This window comes from Acinetobacter calcoaceticus (assembly GCF_016508255.1).
Lineage (GTDB): Bacteria > Pseudomonadota > Gammaproteobacteria > Pseudomonadales > Moraxellaceae > Acinetobacter > Acinetobacter calcoaceticus_E.
The window spans coordinates 32481-49979 of the sequence record NZ_JADVKT010000011.1 but is presented as its reverse complement, the minus strand read 5'-3'; the positions used below and the strand labels follow the sequence as shown (position 1 = coordinate 49979).

The 17499-nt window shown below is 38.5% G+C and carries 18 protein-coding genes; 10 read left to right on the top strand and 8 right to left on the bottom strand.

Annotation, left to right across the window (positions count from 1 at the left end):
* Nucleotides 1-114 precede the first annotated feature (114 nt).
* The 3 genes from I5515_RS16415 to I5515_RS16405 all read left to right on the top strand — a co-directional run bounded on the left by I5515_RS16415 (nucleotide 115) and on the right by I5515_RS16405 (nucleotide 1212).
* A complete protein-coding gene (locus I5515_RS16415) occupies nucleotides 115-477 on the top strand; it encodes a hypothetical protein (RefSeq protein ID WP_227562749.1) in 363 nt (120 codons plus the stop codon).
* A gap of 265 nt (nucleotides 478-742) precedes the next feature.
* The gene (locus I5515_RS16410; RefSeq protein ID WP_077169826.1) at nucleotides 743-883 is read left to right on the top strand and encodes a hypothetical protein; all 141 of its coding nucleotides are present in this window, start codon (nucleotides 743-745) and stop codon (nucleotides 881-883) included.
* A gap of 98 nt (nucleotides 884-981) precedes the next feature.
* Nucleotides 982-1212 carry a hypothetical protein gene (locus tag I5515_RS16405; RefSeq protein ID WP_199968679.1) on the top strand — a complete coding sequence of 77 codons (231 nt, stop codon included), beginning with the start codon at nucleotides 982-984 and terminating at the stop codon, nucleotides 1210-1212.
* Between the two features lie 265 nt (nucleotides 1213-1477).
* On the opposite strand, the gene I5515_RS16400 is transcribed toward I5515_RS16405, so the two are convergent.
* Nucleotides 1478-1654: a hypothetical protein gene (locus I5515_RS16400; RefSeq protein WP_166645289.1), complete on the bottom strand. Its 177-nt coding sequence runs from the start codon at nucleotides 1652-1654 to the stop codon at nucleotides 1478-1480.
* Between the two features lie 353 nt (nucleotides 1655-2007).
* Here I5515_RS16400 and I5515_RS16395 point away from each other — a divergent pair, with 353 nt between their 5' ends.
* Complete coding sequence (locus I5515_RS16395; RefSeq protein ID WP_004642902.1) at nucleotides 2008-2217, top strand: hypothetical protein; 210 nt, start codon at nucleotides 2008-2010, stop codon at nucleotides 2215-2217.
* 338 nt (nucleotides 2218-2555) lie between these two features.
* Nucleotides 2556-2792 (top strand): hypothetical protein, encoded by a 237-nt coding sequence (locus I5515_RS16390; RefSeq protein ID WP_199968677.1) that lies wholly within the window; start codon nucleotides 2556-2558, stop codon nucleotides 2790-2792.
* Nucleotides 2793-2839: 47 nt separating this feature from the next.
* On the opposite strand, the gene I5515_RS16385 is transcribed toward I5515_RS16390, so the two are convergent.
* Genes I5515_RS16385 through I5515_RS16375 form a run of 3 tightly spaced genes read right to left on the bottom strand, consistent with a single transcriptional unit; the run spans nucleotide 2840 to nucleotide 6299 of the window.
* Nucleotides 2840-4180: an MFS transporter gene (locus tag I5515_RS16385; protein ID WP_199968675.1), complete on the bottom strand. Its 1341-nt coding sequence runs from the start codon at nucleotides 4178-4180 to the stop codon at nucleotides 2840-2842.
* A gap of 9 nt (nucleotides 4181-4189) precedes the next feature.
* Complete coding sequence (locus tag I5515_RS16380) at nucleotides 4190-5002, bottom strand: amidohydrolase family protein (RefSeq protein WP_199968673.1); 813 nt, start codon at nucleotides 5000-5002, stop codon at nucleotides 4190-4192.
* Nucleotides 5003-5009: 7 nt separating this feature from the next.
* Complete coding sequence (locus I5515_RS16375; protein WP_199968671.1) at nucleotides 5010-6299, bottom strand: SLC13 family permease; 1290 nt, start codon at nucleotides 6297-6299, stop codon at nucleotides 5010-5012.
* Nucleotides 6300-6410: 111 nt separating this feature from the next.
* Here I5515_RS16375 and I5515_RS16370 point away from each other — a divergent pair, with 111 nt between their 5' ends.
* Nucleotides 6411-7142 carry a GntR family transcriptional regulator gene (locus I5515_RS16370; RefSeq protein WP_199968669.1) on the top strand — a complete coding sequence of 244 codons (732 nt, stop codon included), beginning with the start codon at nucleotides 6411-6413 and terminating at the stop codon, nucleotides 7140-7142.
* Between the two features lie 72 nt (nucleotides 7143-7214).
* Here the strand turns inward: I5515_RS16370 and I5515_RS16365 are convergent, their stop codons facing one another.
* The gene (locus tag I5515_RS16365) at nucleotides 7215-8132 is read right to left on the bottom strand and encodes a LysR family transcriptional regulator (RefSeq protein ID WP_199968667.1); all 918 of its coding nucleotides are present in this window, start codon (nucleotides 8130-8132) and stop codon (nucleotides 7215-7217) included.
* A 95-nt stretch (nucleotides 8133-8227) separates the two neighbouring features.
* Between I5515_RS16365 and I5515_RS16360 the strand changes: the two genes are divergently transcribed.
* From I5515_RS16360 to I5515_RS16350, 3 genes are all read left to right on the top strand, one after another.
* A complete protein-coding gene (locus tag I5515_RS16360; RefSeq protein WP_199968665.1) occupies nucleotides 8228-9610 on the top strand; it encodes an aspartate aminotransferase family protein in 1383 nt (460 codons plus the stop codon).
* A 55-nt stretch (nucleotides 9611-9665) separates the two neighbouring features.
* Nucleotides 9666-11231: a CoA-acylating methylmalonate-semialdehyde dehydrogenase gene (locus I5515_RS16355; RefSeq protein ID WP_199968663.1), complete on the top strand. Its 1566-nt coding sequence runs from the start codon at nucleotides 9666-9668 to the stop codon at nucleotides 11229-11231.
* Between the two features lie 108 nt (nucleotides 11232-11339).
* Complete coding sequence (locus I5515_RS16350; RefSeq protein WP_199968661.1) at nucleotides 11340-12731, top strand: amino acid permease; 1392 nt, start codon at nucleotides 11340-11342, stop codon at nucleotides 12729-12731.
* 90 nt (nucleotides 12732-12821) lie between these two features.
* Here the strand turns inward: I5515_RS16350 and I5515_RS16345 are convergent, their stop codons facing one another.
* Nucleotides 12822-13946 (bottom strand): NADH-dependent flavin oxidoreductase, encoded by a 1125-nt coding sequence (locus I5515_RS16345; RefSeq protein WP_199968659.1) that lies wholly within the window; start codon nucleotides 13944-13946, stop codon nucleotides 12822-12824.
* 260 nt (nucleotides 13947-14206) lie between these two features.
* Here I5515_RS16345 and I5515_RS16340 point away from each other — a divergent pair, with 260 nt between their 5' ends.
* Nucleotides 14207-14587, top strand: coding sequence for a winged helix-turn-helix transcriptional regulator (locus tag I5515_RS16340; protein WP_265092302.1), 381 nt, complete (start codon nucleotides 14207-14209; stop codon nucleotides 14585-14587).
* Between the two features lie 119 nt (nucleotides 14588-14706).
* Here I5515_RS16340 and I5515_RS16335 read toward each other — a convergent pair whose 3' ends face one another.
* Nucleotides 14707-15795 (bottom strand): HlyD family secretion protein, encoded by a 1089-nt coding sequence (locus tag I5515_RS16335; protein WP_199968656.1) that lies wholly within the window; start codon nucleotides 15793-15795, stop codon nucleotides 14707-14709.
* Nucleotides 15792-17369: an MFS transporter gene (locus I5515_RS16330; RefSeq protein WP_199968654.1), complete on the bottom strand. Its 1578-nt coding sequence runs from the start codon at nucleotides 17367-17369 to the stop codon at nucleotides 15792-15794. The genes I5515_RS16335 and I5515_RS16330 overlap by 4 nt, the downstream gene beginning before the upstream one ends.
* Nucleotides 17370-17499: the final 130 nt, after the last annotated feature.

Sequence of the window (17499 nt, the reverse complement as noted above, 5' to 3'; positions counted from 1 at the left end):
TAGTTAAATTTCTTTAAGTATTAGATTAAAACTTAAAATAATACATTAAAATTTGATATAATATTTTTCCATAAATATTCTTAAAAATACATGTACATAGAATTGAAAGACCTGATGAAAAAAAGAAATATCGCTTTAATCACTGTATTTATTCTTATTATTGGAAGTGGCCACTTATTTATTAATAATAAAGGAAATACACAAAGGGTTAAGTCAGTGATATATACAGATAAAACCATAAGAGAGAAATTTGGAAAAATTAAAGACTATAGTATTAAGGAGTATGGATCTGATTTTTATACTGATGCCGAACGGCCACTTTACTCTTATAAAGTTGAAATAACTGGAGAGAAGAAAGATGGAGTGATTGATATAGAAATGAGAAAAGATCTAAATAAAATTAAATACTTATATACTATTAAAATCAAAGAAGAAGGGCATTCTATGGGGTTTCGTATAAGATTTGGAAAACATTGATTTATCTTATCTTTTATATAATTGTTTTAAGTGAAAAGAGTTCATCTGAATATTTATTGAGAATTTCATTCTATACAGAGTAAATGCTAAATCGAAATCTAAGGAAATTGCACTATTATTGACATTAAAGAAGGCTCTTAAAATTGTGAGCTTTTTTCTTACACATTGCTTTAAATATATACAGAAACCTCGCTAAAACGAGTTGGAACACTACAAACGTGAATGATAAGTTAAACTCCACTCTTCCTAATAAGTGAGGTGAGCAATGAAATTGTTAGCTTTGATTAGCATGGGAGTTGCAGCCAGTTATTGGTATAAAACTATAAAAAATAGCAAGCTAACTCTTCGAAATTCAAATTTTGATGAAATCGTAAAAAAATTTGTATTAGCAGAATTTAAAGGCTAATACTTATTAATAATTTTAGTTAAATAAAAAGCTCATCGGAAGGTGGGCTTTTTACTTTATATGTTAAGCTGATCTTCATAAAATTATGGATTATTACAATGTTCATTTGTATTGGTGGCGATTTAGACGGCGAAGTTGTTAATAACCGTGAAGGAACGTTCTTTAAGGCTAGTGAAATAGATACAAGTAAGGAATCTACTTACAATCGTCAAAGTTACATTATTGGTGAAAACACTTATCGCTTTTGGCTTTGTGCGGAGTTGACCTATGCTGAGACAACAAAAATAGCAAATGATTACTTGGCACAAAAACATTCATACCTTTCATAATTCAGATATTAAAAAATAAGCCCGCTAATTTTGGTGAGCTTAATCTAACTAGGGTGAGTAGGTTAAGTGAAAAACAATTAAAAAAGCCCCTCATATCTGAGAGACTAGTCATATCAATTTTCTGGAATGAATGGCTGTAATTTCTTAAATAACTAAACAAATCAAATTGATAAAAGTAGTTAATATTATAATAAATCAGTGCACTAATTTATTCTTTATAGTAGCAGAGCCTCAAAACAACGTCCAAGGCACTGTTAATAAGAAATTATTTGTTATTAGGATCAGGTTGTTCATTATTCTCAGGCAGATCTTTTACAGTGCCAGGAACTTGTGAAGGCTGAGTTTCAGTAGGTGGTGTTGCTGAAGAATGCTTGTTCATTTGAGCTTTGATGATATTAGTGTTGTTTGTTGTATTTTGAGAAAAACTTTTAAAACCTGACATTTTTATCTTCTTATCTTCACTAGGGAGAGTTCATAGTACGCTTTAAAAGCCTTTACATTGCGGTAGTTTTAAGACTTATATGTGTTGATATGTCCTAGAAAAGATCTTTATCTCGACGACTTATTTCATAAATAAAATCAATTATATATAACCTGTTGAGTCTTATCCTTTAAATTTTGAAATTACGCCATCCGAATTTCAAGTAGGGGTACATAAAGCACACATATATAAATGATTCCAAGATAGTGGATTAATAAAGTTTTAAAAATTAATTCAATCTAGTTGTCTACAAAATATTGATAGTATAAAAATATCGTTAGGCATAATATGCATGATTAAGTTGGAGCATATGAATGCTAAAAGACATTACAATTATTGATTTCCAAGGTAAAGAAAAAAGAGCACAGGCAAATTATACAGAAGTAAACACTAATAAAATCAATCATTCATCTAGAGTTCAGAGACCCAAAGTTGAATATATTTTGTTAAAAGGTGAATTTATTTACCCTACTTCAAATTTGGTTTTCTATAGTTCCGATGGCAACAGCTATTATATAGAGTAAACATGACCCACTTCAGTGGGTTTTTTAATAGTTGATTTTAGTTGCCGAACGTCTTACGGCACAGGAAGAGCGTTTTGATTTGGTCTTGGCAGTCTGCTAAAAGAATGCACTTTAGAAGCATGATGACTGTTCCGATGGTGCCGTCAGCTTTGGATGAGCTTAAAGAAAAATGTATTAAATCTAAAGTACATTAAATTTAGTCGCCAAGATGAACTAAAAAAACTAGATATAAAGCTCCTAAACACGAAGCTTTTTCTTTTTGATGGGATGAAAAATTAAACTGACTTAAATGCTGTCGTGATATGGTATAAAAGCACCTCAAATAATAAGGATTATATATGTCAGACAATTCAACAAAATGGCTTTGTGTGGGTGGTGTTCTAAGTGGTGAGTGGAGAGAGCAGCAGTTAGAAGCTTTTGATGTTGATCCTAATGATTTAAATACTCATAGTTATGAGTCAATGAAACTTATTAATCCTGTTACCAAGACAGAGCAGGATTTCTATGTATATAGCGAGCTACAAGAACAGGCATATGATCGGGCAATAAACTTTGCCTTATCCAAAAATCAATGAGAACGAGAGAGCACTTAGGTGCTCTCTTTTTATCTAAGCCTTAAAAATCAAACAACCTTTTGAACCTTTTGTGCTTTAGGTAAAGTCGGTTTTCTTCCCAAATATAATGCAATTACGGCACCGATAAAGGTCAGAATGCATAACGGTAAAAGAGAAACAGGAAAACTACCTGAATAATCTTTCACTACTCCCATTATAGAGTTCATGAGACCCGTACCAATATGCGCGATGGTATTGACCGCTGCAATGCCTACAGCTACCAGAGTTGGCGGTAAGCGTTCAGAAACTAATGCCCAGAAAGGGCCTTTGATTGCATAATTACCCATCAAAACGATAGAGAATAAGACTAAGCTCAAGGTTAAAGATGAGGTAAAAAGAGTCAGGAGCAAACCAAAACTCGTTACAAATAATGGAATAGCCGTATTTAGGCTCTTATTTCCACTTTTATCGGCATGTATGCCCCAAACAATCATGAAAACAGAAGCCAAACCAAATGGAATCATATTTAAAAGGCCTGTTTCCATGGCAGTCAGATGGAAAGCTTTTAGTATTTGAGGCATCCATAACGATAAAATATTGCTGGTTGCTGAGCTTCCTGCATAGATAATTGCGAAGAACCATAAATATTTATTGGTAATAAGAAGCTTGAACTTACTCTTTTTCTGTTCGGCACTGTCTTCTTTTTCAGAATTTAACAGTTGGTTTTTTTCAAAAGTTAAGGTGCTTGAGAGCCATTCCTTTTCTTCTTTACTTAACCATTTAACATTAGTTGCTGTATTAGGCAGCCATACAAGACACAATAAACCAAGAAGAATCGCGGGTAATGCTTCAAGAATTAAAAGAACTTGCCATCCACTTAACCCAAGTAGGCCATGTAAACCCAACAATAAAGCAGATAAAGGCGAACCAATAAAGTTAGATAAAGGAATGGCAACCATAAATACAGCAACGATTCGGGCCATATATCGTTTAGGGAACCAGAGCGTTAAATACAGTAATACACCCGGGAAAAATCCAGCTTCGGCAGCACCGAGTAAAAATCTTGAAATTGAATAAGAAATAGGGCCGATAATGAAGGCTGTACAGCAACTCACAATCCCCCAAGTAATCATGATTCTGGCAATCCAGATACGTGCACCCAGCTTTTCCATTGCCATGTTACTAGGAATTTCAAATATGACGTATGCAATAAAAAATAAGGTAGCACCAAAACCAAAGGCAGTTGCGGTTAAACCAATTTCTTGGTTCATGGTTAACGCGGCAAAACCAATGTTTACCCGATCAATATATGCGATGAAATAACAAAGAATGAGGAAGGGAAGAATACGAAACGAAAGTTTACGGATCGTTGACTTTTCTACTTCCGATATAGAGATATCATTGTTCATACATACTCCTTATGTACGTGAGAAACCAAACAGCTCGGTAGGGTTCTGGTTTAAAATTAAACACTGCTCGTGTTTATCAAAAACAATCTGTTTAAAAGCATGAATTGCATCTTCATAAGTTATATATGATTCATGTTGGGTGTGTGGCCAGTCACTTCCCCAAACGAGCTTGTGTAAAAAACCTTTGTCTTTAAAAATGTTATAGGCCTGTTGGGCAATATTGATATGATTTGGGGCAGTACCCAAACGATAGAAACCAGACACTTTAATCCAGTGCTGTTTTACGTTAAGCAAGCTTAAAAACTTTTGATAATCTGAATCATTAATCCCTTTAACACGGTCAACGCGACCAAAATGGTCAATCACAACATTAACGTTGTATTCACTCAATTGAGGTAAAAGCTGCACCAGATATTTTGGTGGAGCGTGTACTTCAACTTGCCAGTTGAGGCTTTCCAGATTTCGTAAAAACATTTGCCATTCAGGCGTATTTAACGCAGGAGGGTTAAGACCGAATAGATTTAAACGAACGCCGACGATGCCTTGTTGTTTCAGTTGAAATAGCTCATCAAAAGCCGTCGTATGTTCAACAACAGCAATCCCTTTTAAACGCTCAGGGTATTGCTGAATCGCATTTAACATTGCTTGGTTATTGGTTCCTAAAAAGCTAGGTTGAACCAAAATACCGTGCGTGAATTTGTGCTGATCAAGATGAGAGATAAAACGTTGCACAGTTGCATCGTAATGAGGTGTATAACGCGCTGTTTCAATACTGCGGTCCTGTACCGAAAAAACATGTGCATGTGTATCTATACAGTTCATTTTCATCTCACATTACAATTTTTAAAGCAAAAATAGCGATTAAAGCGGCAATAACTCCTACAGGTATTGCTTTAAATAACAGTTGATTAAAGAATTTGGTTTTGTCGATATCTGCTGGTGCAGAAGCCATAATGAGGCTACCGCCAGACGAGAAAGGAGAGATCGCTGTAGATTGAGCGCCCACCACAATACAAATGAAAAGCATCAGTGGATTTAGCCCAGAACTCAGAGCAAGTGCTGGAACAATTGGGAATAAGGTAGGAGCAACAACACCAAGCGTGCTTGAAAATACAGACATGATGGCACTAATCAGACATAGCAGTACTGGAATAACCCAGACTGGAACATTGTGTGCTAACCATTCTGAAAGTGTGGTAATAATGCCGAGTTTTACACCTAATGCGATGAGCATACCGACACCGCAAATCATGATAAGTGTTCCCCAAGGCACAAGTGCTACCACCTTTTTTTCATCGGCAAGTTTCATGAGTAAACTGATGAGTGAAAAGGTAATGGCAAGAAAAGCAATATCAATTTTGGAGTTTAAAAAACTGATGGCTTTTGCATCTGGAAAAACAAGGTGCAATATTGGAAAAACCAAAACAATTGACATCATTAAAACAATAAGGAATATTGATTGTTTCTGCTTTTTATCGAATGGCTCAGGCTTTTGATCTTCAATAACAATAGAATTACTTTTTCTATTCCAGAGGGTATAAATTCCCAACACCACAATTGGAATAATCAAAGTTATAACAAAAATTCCGCTGCTATATGAAAAAGCGGTTTGAGAGCTAATGCCTGTATTTTCCATTAAGCTTCGGAAAATAATACCACTTTGTGATGTCATAAAATTTGCGCCAGCTAAAGCGCCATAATTTGCAGCCATCCCACCAATAATCATATTCATATTGGTCTTTTTACAAAGTAGCAGGGTAATGGGTGCCATAAAAGCAAGTACGGTATAAAAACCAGCGCCTAGGCCTGCAATAATAGTCGCTGCGAAAAAAATCGCTAAGGGTAAAAACTGTGGGAACTTACGGCATTTATATAAAAGATGGCTGGCAAGTTTTTCTAAAGCACCATTTGCTAAAGCAAAGTTATAAAACAGAGTAACCGATAAAATAATAAAGAAAATTTTGACAGGCCATAATTCAATAACTTCAGAAGGCTTCAGACCCATGCCAAAGCAACCAATCAGGTAGGCAAACGCAATTGTAAAAAATCCAATATTGATTTTTGTTTTATAACCTAAACCTATAGATACGGCTAAAGCTATAAGCATCAATGCAGCCATATTATCTTCCTTGATAAATATATAAACATCTAAACATATATATGTTTGGTTTTTTGTATTACATATAACTATGCTAATATTGTCAAATCGATTTCATAATGTTTAACGCAAATGCTTGATGAAACTGCATTTAAAAATTTTAAATTGCCAAGATATGAAAAGGTCCGTTGGGAGCTTCAAAAACTACTGATCCAGTCTAAATGGACAGTGGAAGAGCCTATTCCAAGCGAACAAGAGCTTGCTCAAATGTATAGCGTATCGGTTGGAACCGTTAGAAAAGCTGTAGAGGGATTGGTTGAGGACGGCTTGTTGGTTAAGTTGCAAGGAAAAGGCACTTTTTTAAAACAACCTAATTTTGAAAACTCACTCATCCGTTTTTTTAGACTCCGTAATAAAAAAGGCGAACTCATTCAGCCACAAGGTCAAATTAAAAAAGTAGAAGTGTGTGAGGCAATACCGGAAGTAAACTCAGAGCTGGGGCTTGGGCTTAACGAAAAATTGCTTTATATCGAGCGTGTGCGTAAGCATGAAGAAGTCGTTGTGTTAAGCGAAAGAATCTGGCTGCCTGAACATTTATTTAAAAATCTAAAAGAAATTCCAATCTCTGAGTTTGGTAATTTACTTTATCCTTTTTATTATCAGCACTGTGGCCAATTTATTTCTTCTGCAACAGAACGGTTAACTTTTGAGAAAAATATGAAAGATAGCCATTTAAATAATAACCTTGAAGATCCTTTGGTTAAAGTGTGCCGTATTGCAAAAAATCTTGAAGGTGTAGCAGTCGAGTACCGTGAGTCGTTTGGTTTAGCTCATAATTTTCATTATGAAATATCGATTAACTAATTCTTTTTATAATCTTTAATTTTGGTTTGAAGTTGATTTTTTTACGATCTGGCGGAGGTAGAAACTACCTCCTTAATGATTCAGCACTCGTTTCTCAAGCATTTCCATAAAAGTTTTTAAAATAATATTGTGGTTTTTACTTTTGTGAGTAATTAAGCAAATGGGTGTACTGTAATGCATTTTTTCCTTTGAAACGGCTTGCATAAAACCATCTTCAACCCATTTTTTTGCGTAGTGGTCGGGTAAAAAACCTAAGAATCTTCCCGTTAAAATCAAAAAGGCAATTCCTTCACGGTCACTCGCTGTCGCTTTACAGTCTAAAAGCTGGTGTAACTTTGCTGCTTCAGGTGTGATTGCATAATTGGGAAGCACCGCTTGCCATCTTTTTAATTCATCTAAATCGATCTGGCTGCATTGGTTAAACAATGGATGGTTCTTGCCGCAATATAAAAATGAACTTTCGCTATATAAGTCAAAATAGTCTAGGCCTGACAGCGGAGTAACGAGGGGAATTGCTCCAGCATGTAAACGGTTGTCTAGCACGCGGCATTCAATATCTGAAAGTGTGCTCATGCTAATGTTAATAATTACTTCAGAATGTTCTTCTGCAAGTTGTGCCAGCGTATTGGTAATGTAGCCACTTGGCATGGTCACAAGGTTATTAATAATACCTATATTAAATTCGCCCTTAAGACGGTTATGCATTTGATTGACTTTGGAGCGAAAGTCTTCGATAGATGCGGTGAGCACTTCTATATATTCTAAAATTTCCCGTCCTTCATCTGTCAGTGCAAACCCTGCGCGACCACGTTGGCATAGCCGAATGCCTAAACGATTTTCTAAATCGCTCATATGCAAACTAATTGCAGAGCGGCTAATGCCAAGAATACTTTCGGCAGACGTGAAGCTGTGACAGTCACAAACCGTTTTAAATACTTTAAGTAATTTAATATCAAAATCAGTAACTTGATTTAATTTTTTAGGTTTCATTTAGTTTTGTTTTTTTAAATCTAAACTCAAGATAATTTGAATTTATCAAAACTATAGTGCTATGTACACTCAAAAATAGCCTCAAAACAAGAAGAGTGATTATGTTTGATATCGACAAATTAGGTGATGGTAATTCTGCATCGGAAACCGTTCAATCAAATGCTCAGATGAGCTTAAATTATCAAGCGCATTGGATGCCATTTTCTGCAAATCGTAATTTCCATAAAGACCCGCGCATGATTGTTGGTGCTAAAGGGTCTTATTTAATTGATAGCACTGGCCGTGAAGTCTACGACTCATTATCAGGTCTGTGGACTTGTGGTGCTGGCCATACGCTTCCTGAAATTCAGCAAGCTGTAAGTACTCAGTTGTCAAAGCTGGATTACTCGCCAGCATTTCAATTTGGTCATCCATTGTCATTTCAATTGGCTGAAAAAATTATTCAACGTATGCCTGAAAAATTGCAGCACGTGTTCTTTACCGATTCAGGTTCAGAGTCTGCCGACACAGCAATTAAAATGGCGCGCGCCTATTGGCGAATTAAAGGGAAACCAAGCAAAACCAAACTGATTGGACGTGCCCGTGGCTACCATGGTGTAAACGTTGCGGGGACTAGTCTTGGTGGTATCGGTGGTAACCGTAAAATGTTTGGTCAGCTTATGGATGTAGACCACTTACCGCATACTTTACAGCCCGATTTAAGTTTTACCAAAGGCTGTGCTGAAACTGGTGGTGTAGAGCTTGCCAATGAAATGCTTAAGTTAATTGAGCTGCATGATGCATCGAATATTGCTGCCGTTATTGTAGAGCCAGTTTCAGGTTCAGCAGGGTGCATTGTGCCGCCGACTGGCTATTTAAAACGCTTGAGAGAAATTTGTGACCAACACGATATCTTACTTATTTTTGATGAAGTCATTACTGGTTTCGGTCGAATGGGCAAATGGACGGCTTCAGAATATTTTGATGTTACGCCAGATATTTTAAATTTTGCGAAACAAATTACCAACGGCGCGATTCCACTTGGTGGCGTGGTGGCAAGCCATGAAATTTACGATGCCTTTATGCACCAAGATTTACCAGAACATGCGGTTGAATTTACGCATGGCTATACCTATTCGGCACATCCAGTGGCTTGTGCAGCAGCTTTAGCAACACTCGATGTTTTAGAAAAGAAAAATTTAATTCATCAATCGGCTGATTTAGCGCCAAGCTTTGAAAAACTTCTACATGAGTTAAAAGGCGCACCAAACATTATTGATATACGTAACTGTGGGCTGATTGGTGCTGTGCAATTAGCACCGCGTGATGGCGATGCGACAATTCGTGGTTTTGAAATTGGCATGCAACTTTGGAAAGCAGGTTTCTATGTCCGTTTTGGCGGAGATACCCTGCAATTTGGTCCAATGTTTAATAGCACTGAGGCAGAGTTGCAGCGGCTCATGAACGCCGTTGGCGAAGGAATTTATCAAGTGAAATAGCAGTTATTTATTTTAAGACTTAACTGGAAAAGATGAATAGACACAAGGAACAAAGATGAACACTTTAGAGAATTTTGACAGCAATGCCGTTGCGAACACAGACAAAGATCAGAGCCAGCAGGCCGTTAAAGTAGTAGGGCATTTTATTGATGGTGGTTTGGTAACTAAAACAAACAAGAAACAGCCAGTTTATAACCCTGCGACAGGTGAAACAACCAAAGAAGTTGCACTTGCAGACGCAGAGTTGGTCAACCACGTGGTTCAAATTGCAGAGCAGGCTTTTCCAGCATGGCGTGATACACCAGTGATTAAACGTGCGCGCGTGATGTTTAAGTTTAAACAATTACTCGAAGAAAATGCTGACAAGCTCTGCCAACTCATTGGTGAAGAACACGGAAAAATTTGCCACGATGCTAAAGGTGAATTACAACGTGGTATCGAAAATGTTGAATATGCATGTGGTGCGCCAGAGTTTCTAAAAGGCGAATATTCAAAAAATGTGGGTCCAGATATTGATTCATGGAGCGAGTTCCAACCGCTAGGCGTGGTTGTGGGCATTACGCCTTTTAACTTTCCTGCGATGGTTCCATTGTGGATGTTCCCAATGGCGATTGTTTGCGGTAATTGTTTTATTTTAAAACCTTCGGAAAAAGCGCCTTCAGCTGCCTTATTTTTAGCGGAGCTTCTAAAACAAGCAGGATTGCCAGATGGTGTTTTTAGTGTCGTAAATGGTGATAAAGAGGCTGTTGATGCGTTATTACATCATCCTACAATTCAAGCGGTTAGCTTTGTCGGGTCTACTCCAATTGCAGAGTACATTTACCGTACAGCAACCGCGTGTGGTAAACGTTGCCAAGCTTTAGGCGGAGCAAAGAATCATGCCATTATTATGCCCGATGCCGATATTGATAACGTCGTGACTTCTTTGTTAGGTGCTGCATTTGGCTCATCTGGTGAGCGTTGCATGGCATTATCTGTGGCTGTCGCAATTGGCGATGAAGTTGCAGATGTCATTATTGAAAAATTAAAGCAAGAAATGAAACAATTGAAGTTTGGGCACTATGCAAATGAGCGTAATGACTTCGGACCGCTCATTACGCAAGCACATAAAGATAAAGTACAGGCTTTTATTCAAAGTGCAGAGCAACAAGGTGCTAAAATTGTTGTGGATGGTCGCGATCCAAAACCTGAAGGTTATGAAAAAGGTTTTTTTGTCGGGCCAACTTTAATTGATCAAGTTTCACCTGAAATGACAAGTTACCAGCAAGAAATATTTGGCCCTGTTTTACAGGTCATTCGTGTCCAAACCATGCAAGATGCGATGCAACTCATTAATGACCATGAATATGGTAATGGAACGTGTATTTACACTCGTGACGGTGAGGCTGCACGCTATTTTACCAGCAATATTCAAGTGGGTATGGTTGGGGTCAATGTACCTTTACCTGTGCCAGTTGCATATCATAGCTTTGGTGGTTGGAAGCGTTCATTGTTCGGTGATTTATATGCTTATGGCCCAGATGGTGTACGTTTCTATACACGCCGTAAAACCATTACGCAACGTTGGCCTTCAACGCAGGTCCGTGAAGCCAAACAATTTGCTATGCCTACATTAAATTAATCAATCAAAAGGGAAAACTCTGATTTTCCCTTTTTTGTTGGGCACAAGTTGGAGACGTGCATTTTAAAACGGTTTTAAAAATATTTTGTCAATTTGAAGGAATCGAATATGAACAATGATAAAACAATAAAATTAGGTGAAGGACTTTCTAATCGACATGTCACCATGATCAGCATTGGTGGCGTTATTGGTGCAGGTTTATTTGTAGGCTCTTCTGCGGCAATTGCAAAAGCAGGGCCTGCCGCTGTACTCGCTTATATAATTACAAGTATTTTGGTTTTTTTGGTCATGCGCATGCTGGGTGAAATGGCGGTAGCGCAGCCCGATACAGGTTCATTTTCTACATATGCCCGTAAAGCCATCGGCCCTTGGGCAGGGTTTACCATTGGATGGTTATATTGGTGGTTTTGGGTGCTGGTGATTCCAATTGAAGCGATTGCTGGTGCTGAAATTTTACATGCTTGGTTCCCACAAATTTCCAGTGCTATTTATGCATTTGCCTTTATTATTCTACTCAGTCTAGCCAATTTTTTTAGTACCAAAAGTTTTGGTGAATTTGAATTTTGGTTTGCTCTCATTAAAGTCATTGCGATTGTCGTATTCATTATTATTGGGGCAATGGCTGTATTTGGAATGTGGCCTTTAGCAAAAAATGTCAGTGGCGTTGGCAATCTATTTTCAAATGGTGGCTTTATGCCACATGGTATGGGTGGGGTTGTTTCGGCCATTTTAATTTCGGCATTTTCATTTTTTGGAATAGAAATTCTTTCTATTGCTGCAGCTGAATCTAAGAACCCACAAGAAAAAATTAAACGTGCAACGAATTTGGTGCTCTATCGAATTATTTTATTCTTTGTTGTTTCGATTTTTCTAGCCGTTGCTTTAGTCGATTGGCGTTCGCCGGACTTACAAAAATTTGGCACTTTTCAGTTTGTATTAATGAGCCTAAATGTTCCTGAAACTAAATTGATTATGGATGCCGTAGTATTTATTGCAGTTGCAAGCTGTATGAATGCAGCAGTTTATACCTCATCTCGCATGCTATTTGCTTTAGGCACACGCCAAGAAGCGCCTAGGGTTGTGACAAAAATTAATAAAGCGGGTGTGCCGACTTCTGCTGTGTTTTTATCTACTGTGGTTGGAGTCATCTGTTGTGCAGTCAACTATATGTTTCCGGGGCAAGTCTTTGGATTCTTGTTATCAACAACAGGCTCAATTGCTTTACTGGTTTATTTGGTGATTGCATTTTCTCAATTGCGTTTAAGACATAAATGGGAAAAAGAGGGCACAGCGGTATCATTTAAAATGTGGTTGTTCCCTTGGTTAACTTGGTTTGTGATTTTGGTCATTATGACCGTTTTAGGTTATATGTTCCTATCGCCAACCTATAGTTATGAAACGACTTTATCTTTAGGGGTAACTTTAGTGGTGGTTGTTTGTGGATTAATCGTCACTCGAAAGCGTAAAGCAACCAGATCGGTTGCCATGAATATAGATTAATTAAAAAAGAGGCTTTAGGCCTCTTTTTTATATAACAAACGCACATATACGGCCCGATAGAAATTTCTGTACCGAACTGCCATTCACTCCTTATTGCTTCAAAGGAATCCAGCCGGGCATGCCTTGAATGATGGTCCATAGCTTCTGAGGAATTTTGAGAGCATCTATCTTGGCTGGATCAAGTTCGACATTCACTTCCTGTTCTTTTTTAAGATGATCGACCCAGTCTGGATTGATGATCAGCCCGCGTCCAACCGAAACCATAGATAGTCCAGTATCCAATGCTTGCTTGGCTTGATCGGTTGTCAGGATACCACCAGCAGCCAAAACTGGCAGGCGGTTGTCAACTTTATTAATAATGCGACTGATAATGGATGGTCCAGTTGGATCATCTATAGGGCTATCAGTCAGCAAGTTAGCGAGAGAGATGTGAATGTAATCGACCTTGAGGTCTAACAATTGATCAATAAAAGTAAGCGTTTGGTCAATACGGTAACCTTCCTCGACGGTCTCCTCAGGTGAAAGGCGGACACCAATAGCAAATGGTCGATCAGCATAATTGGCTATAACGCGCTTGATCTCTGCAACGACGGCTAGCGGAAACCTCATACGGTTTTCTAACGAGCCACCCCATTCATCGGTGCGTGTATTGGTGGCTGGTGACAAAAAGTTTTGCAAAAGAAACCCGTGGGCGCCATGCACTTCAATCCCGTCAAAACCAGCCTCAATACCGCGTCTTGCTGCTTCACCGAATGCCTTGATCATCTGCAAGATTTCATCACTTATCAGTGCCCGAGGTGTCAGCGGTGCCATAAAAGGTGTAGCTTTCGTCAAGATAGCACTCGAGCTCACTACATCTGCATCGGGAATGAGATGAGGCAGTGCCTTGTTGCCCGCATGAAATAACTGAAGAATGGCTGGTGCACCACCACTCTTTACAGCGTCTGCGAGCCGCTTAAGGCTTGGAATATAGCTGTCGTCAGCTGCGGAAAACTCATTTGTAAACCCAATACCATTAGCGGTGACTTGGGCACAGCCGCTAATGACCAAACCCACACCTTTGACGCGAAGACGGTAATAGGCTTCCTCTTCGTCCGAGATTTTAAAATCATTAGTACTTGACCAAGTTGTCATTGGCGACATCACAATGCGATTACGAAGAGTTATGCCTGAAGCAAGCTTAAGAGGATGGAAGAAGTTATTAAGAGTAGACATCAAATAGACTCTAAGAGGTATGAATCTTAATGGTATATATTATAAACCTAGTGTCAATTAGGTACTTCGAGTAGACTAAGTATACTCACGTAAACCATCTCGGTCTCTAATTTCATGTTAACTAACTGCTGCGCTACTATGATGTGACTCTCAATCAAGCTGGCTAAGAGAATGGATTGAGGCCTTGTTGTTCAAGCTTCTAGATTGGTATAAAATTTAAACCTAGTACCAAATTAGTATAGGGTTTTCGGGGGAGAGTCATGGAACATTCGATGTTAGTTATTGAACCGCAGTGCTTTTCATCAGATTGCCCAAGTAGAGCCTTATTTGATCAAATCGCAGATAAGTGGTCAATGATGGTGTTAGCCGTTTTGGACGACGGTCCGCAACGTTTCAATGCGATTAAGCGACGGTTGGAAGGCGTTACTCAGAAGGCTCTAACCCAGTGTCTGCGCCGTTTGGAGCGTAACGGACTTATTTCCCGTCACGTGATTTCATCCCCACTTGCTGTTCAATATGAAATCACGCCTTTGGGCAACACATTGCAGCAGCCCTTACGACAATTGCATGCATGGACAATAGATAAGCTTCCAATGGTTGAATATGCTCGAAATGCTTTCGATTTGCAAAACTCAGTATGAATATATTTCTAACTGAATTCATATCTTAAAAAATAAGCCAATTTTTACCCTGAATGTAGTATAAAACTACAGCTACCCTCAGGTTGTGAGTTGTATTCAATATATCTGTAAAGTCCTGTCTATTTCTTCGTTGTATCTACAGAAACCAAAACAGATAAGCCAGGACGCAAAAGCTTAATATCTGGTTGGTTTTCAACAAGTTTGATACGTAAGGGAAGGCGTTGGACAATTTTGGTGAAATTCCCTGTCGCGTTATTTGCAGATATTGGAGAGAAAAAAGCACCAGTAGATGGAGAAAAACTATCTACAACACCTTTTAATTCAACATTATAAGCATCTACATAAACCTTAACTGGTTGTCCGATTTTTATTTGTTTTAATTCAATTTCACGGAAGTTCGCTTCTACATACACTTGATTTAGAGGCACAACAACCATTAATGGGTTACCTGCACCAACAAAGTTACCCACGTTAGCCGACTTTTGACCAATCATGCCATCAATAGGAGCTCGAATTTCGGTATAACTCAAATTTAGTTTTGCTTTATCAAGCGCGGCTTGGGCTTGTTTGAGAGCAGCTTGTTTGGCTTGTACCTGAATCTTGTATTGGTTTAATTGATATTGCGCATCTATCACTTTTTCTTTGCTGCTATCTAAATCTGCATATTGCTCGGTTAAAGTGGTTTTTGACTGCTGCGTAATCAATCTCGATTCGGCACCGAGTGCCTGCAACTGCTCGTAACGCGCCGTATTATCTTTTGTGAGTTTAATTCCGGCTTCTACTTTTCTAAGCTGGGCTTCTGTTTCTCGAATAACAGTAGGTTGTCTATCAACTGCCAGCATTGCTTCACTCAGGTCAGCTTGCGTTTTTGCATAATTAGATTCAGCCTCAGCCAAAGCAGCTTGATAATCGCGTGGATCAATACGTGCTAATAGCTGGCCTTTTTTTACAGTCTGATGATCTTTAATATAAATCTCTTCAATATTGCCAGCTACTTTAGGCGCAATAGTCGAGTACTCTACATCCACACGCGCATCGTCGGTTTTAACAATCGAAGAGGGTAAAAATATAAGTTTTAAAACCCATAAAATTGAGGCTAAAACAATAATAAATGCGATAACCATAACCCAATGCTTTTTGAGATATTGCACCTTTGTTAACTTGGGTGGTTCTGTGTGGGGAGTAGCTTGGGCTTCGAGAGTACTCATAAAGATTTTCCTGAGTTATGACTATTCATTAACTTAATGAGAGCAATGCGTGGCGGGTAAGTTCTGACTGGCAAAATCAACATCACAATAAACAAAATAGCCGTGAGGCCAGCTAAAATTAGATATTGATCGCTAATGACCAAAACCGATTGTTGGGCCTGAATTGCAGAATTTAGAGCAGATAAGCCACCTGAAACACGGTCTGCGCCATTTGCGGTGAGTACGGGGGGCGTAAGCGGATTAATCACTGGGCCTTGAATATTTTGGAAAACATGTTGGGCTGTATTTTCAATAAGTCGTGTTGAGTGGTATTCACCGCGTATTCGGTTTATCCAATCCAGAATACAAACACCAAGTACGCCACTGATCGCACGTGGAGTATTAATCATTGGCGAAGCGTAAATTGCCATGGTTGGATGTACGCTGTTCGTACCCATCATGAGCAAAGAAAGCACCACACAGGTTTGCCCTAAGCATGAAATCGCATGCCAAAAATAGAATTGATCTTGGTTCCATGTTGTATCGAGTTGACTTGCACCTAGACAGCCTGCAATCACGAGCAGTAGACCAAAGCCATGCACATAGCGGCTATCGACCCATGGCTGATTTAAAAGCTTAACGACGATAGGAATATAAATGAATTGTAATGCTGCAATTTGTAAGCCAATCCACATGGTTTGAGTGGGTTTATAGCCATGTACAGCACTAAGATAATTGAGCGGCAGGGTACTGGTGGACATGCCAATGATGACAAAACAAAATAGAGCAAACACGGCGTATGCGAAATTTCGTATTTCGAGCATTTGTGGCTTAATTAAAGGTGTTGGATATCGCCATTCTTGTATGAAAAATAAGGGCAAAGTAATGGCACTAATTAAAGCCAATACACAAATCAATTTAGAGTTAAACCAGTCTAAGTGATTGCCATGCAATAACATGGTACTCAGGCTTGCTATGCTGATGATAGCTAAAAATGCTCCTGTCCAATCGTAAGTTTTTATTCTTGAATAATTTAAAGGGTCTTGAGGAATACCAAAATAAACCAGAGCTGCACTTAGGGCACAAAAGGGAATGGTTTGGAAGAAAATCATTTTCCAGCCAAGTACATCTAAATAAAAGGCAGAAAGCGCAGCACTTAAGTTGGGAAAGAAAGTCGCAGTTAATGCGTAGCAGGCTAAGCCCCATAGTCGAATATCTGGCCCCAAAAATCTGAGCGCACATGCCATGAGCAAAGGGATGGTTAAGCCATTAGCAAGACCTTGTAAGGCGCGTAATAAATAAAATATTTCGATATTTGGACTAAAAGAAATTAAAACGCTAGAAACGAGGCAAAGCCCTATAGCAAAAAGAAGAACTCTCCGCATAGAAAAAATGACCGCCCAACTGGTGGAAAGTATCATTCCAATAATCATGGCGCTGGCATAAATACTGTTGGCCCAATAACCCGAGTCGACACTAATTCCCATAGCTCCACGTATGTCGGCTAAGGTAATGCTGGTGATGCGGTTATTAAATTCGACAGTCATTGCAGCAAATATTGCACCTGCCAAACCGATGAGTGGGCGTATATTCATCTTTTACCTTAAATTTTAAACACAACTTTATGCATGGAGCAGGTATTGCAATTAACTGTACCGATCGGTACTCTACTCTTTAATTAAATTTACGTCAATTCTCGATTTTGAACTTTTCGATGAGTTACAC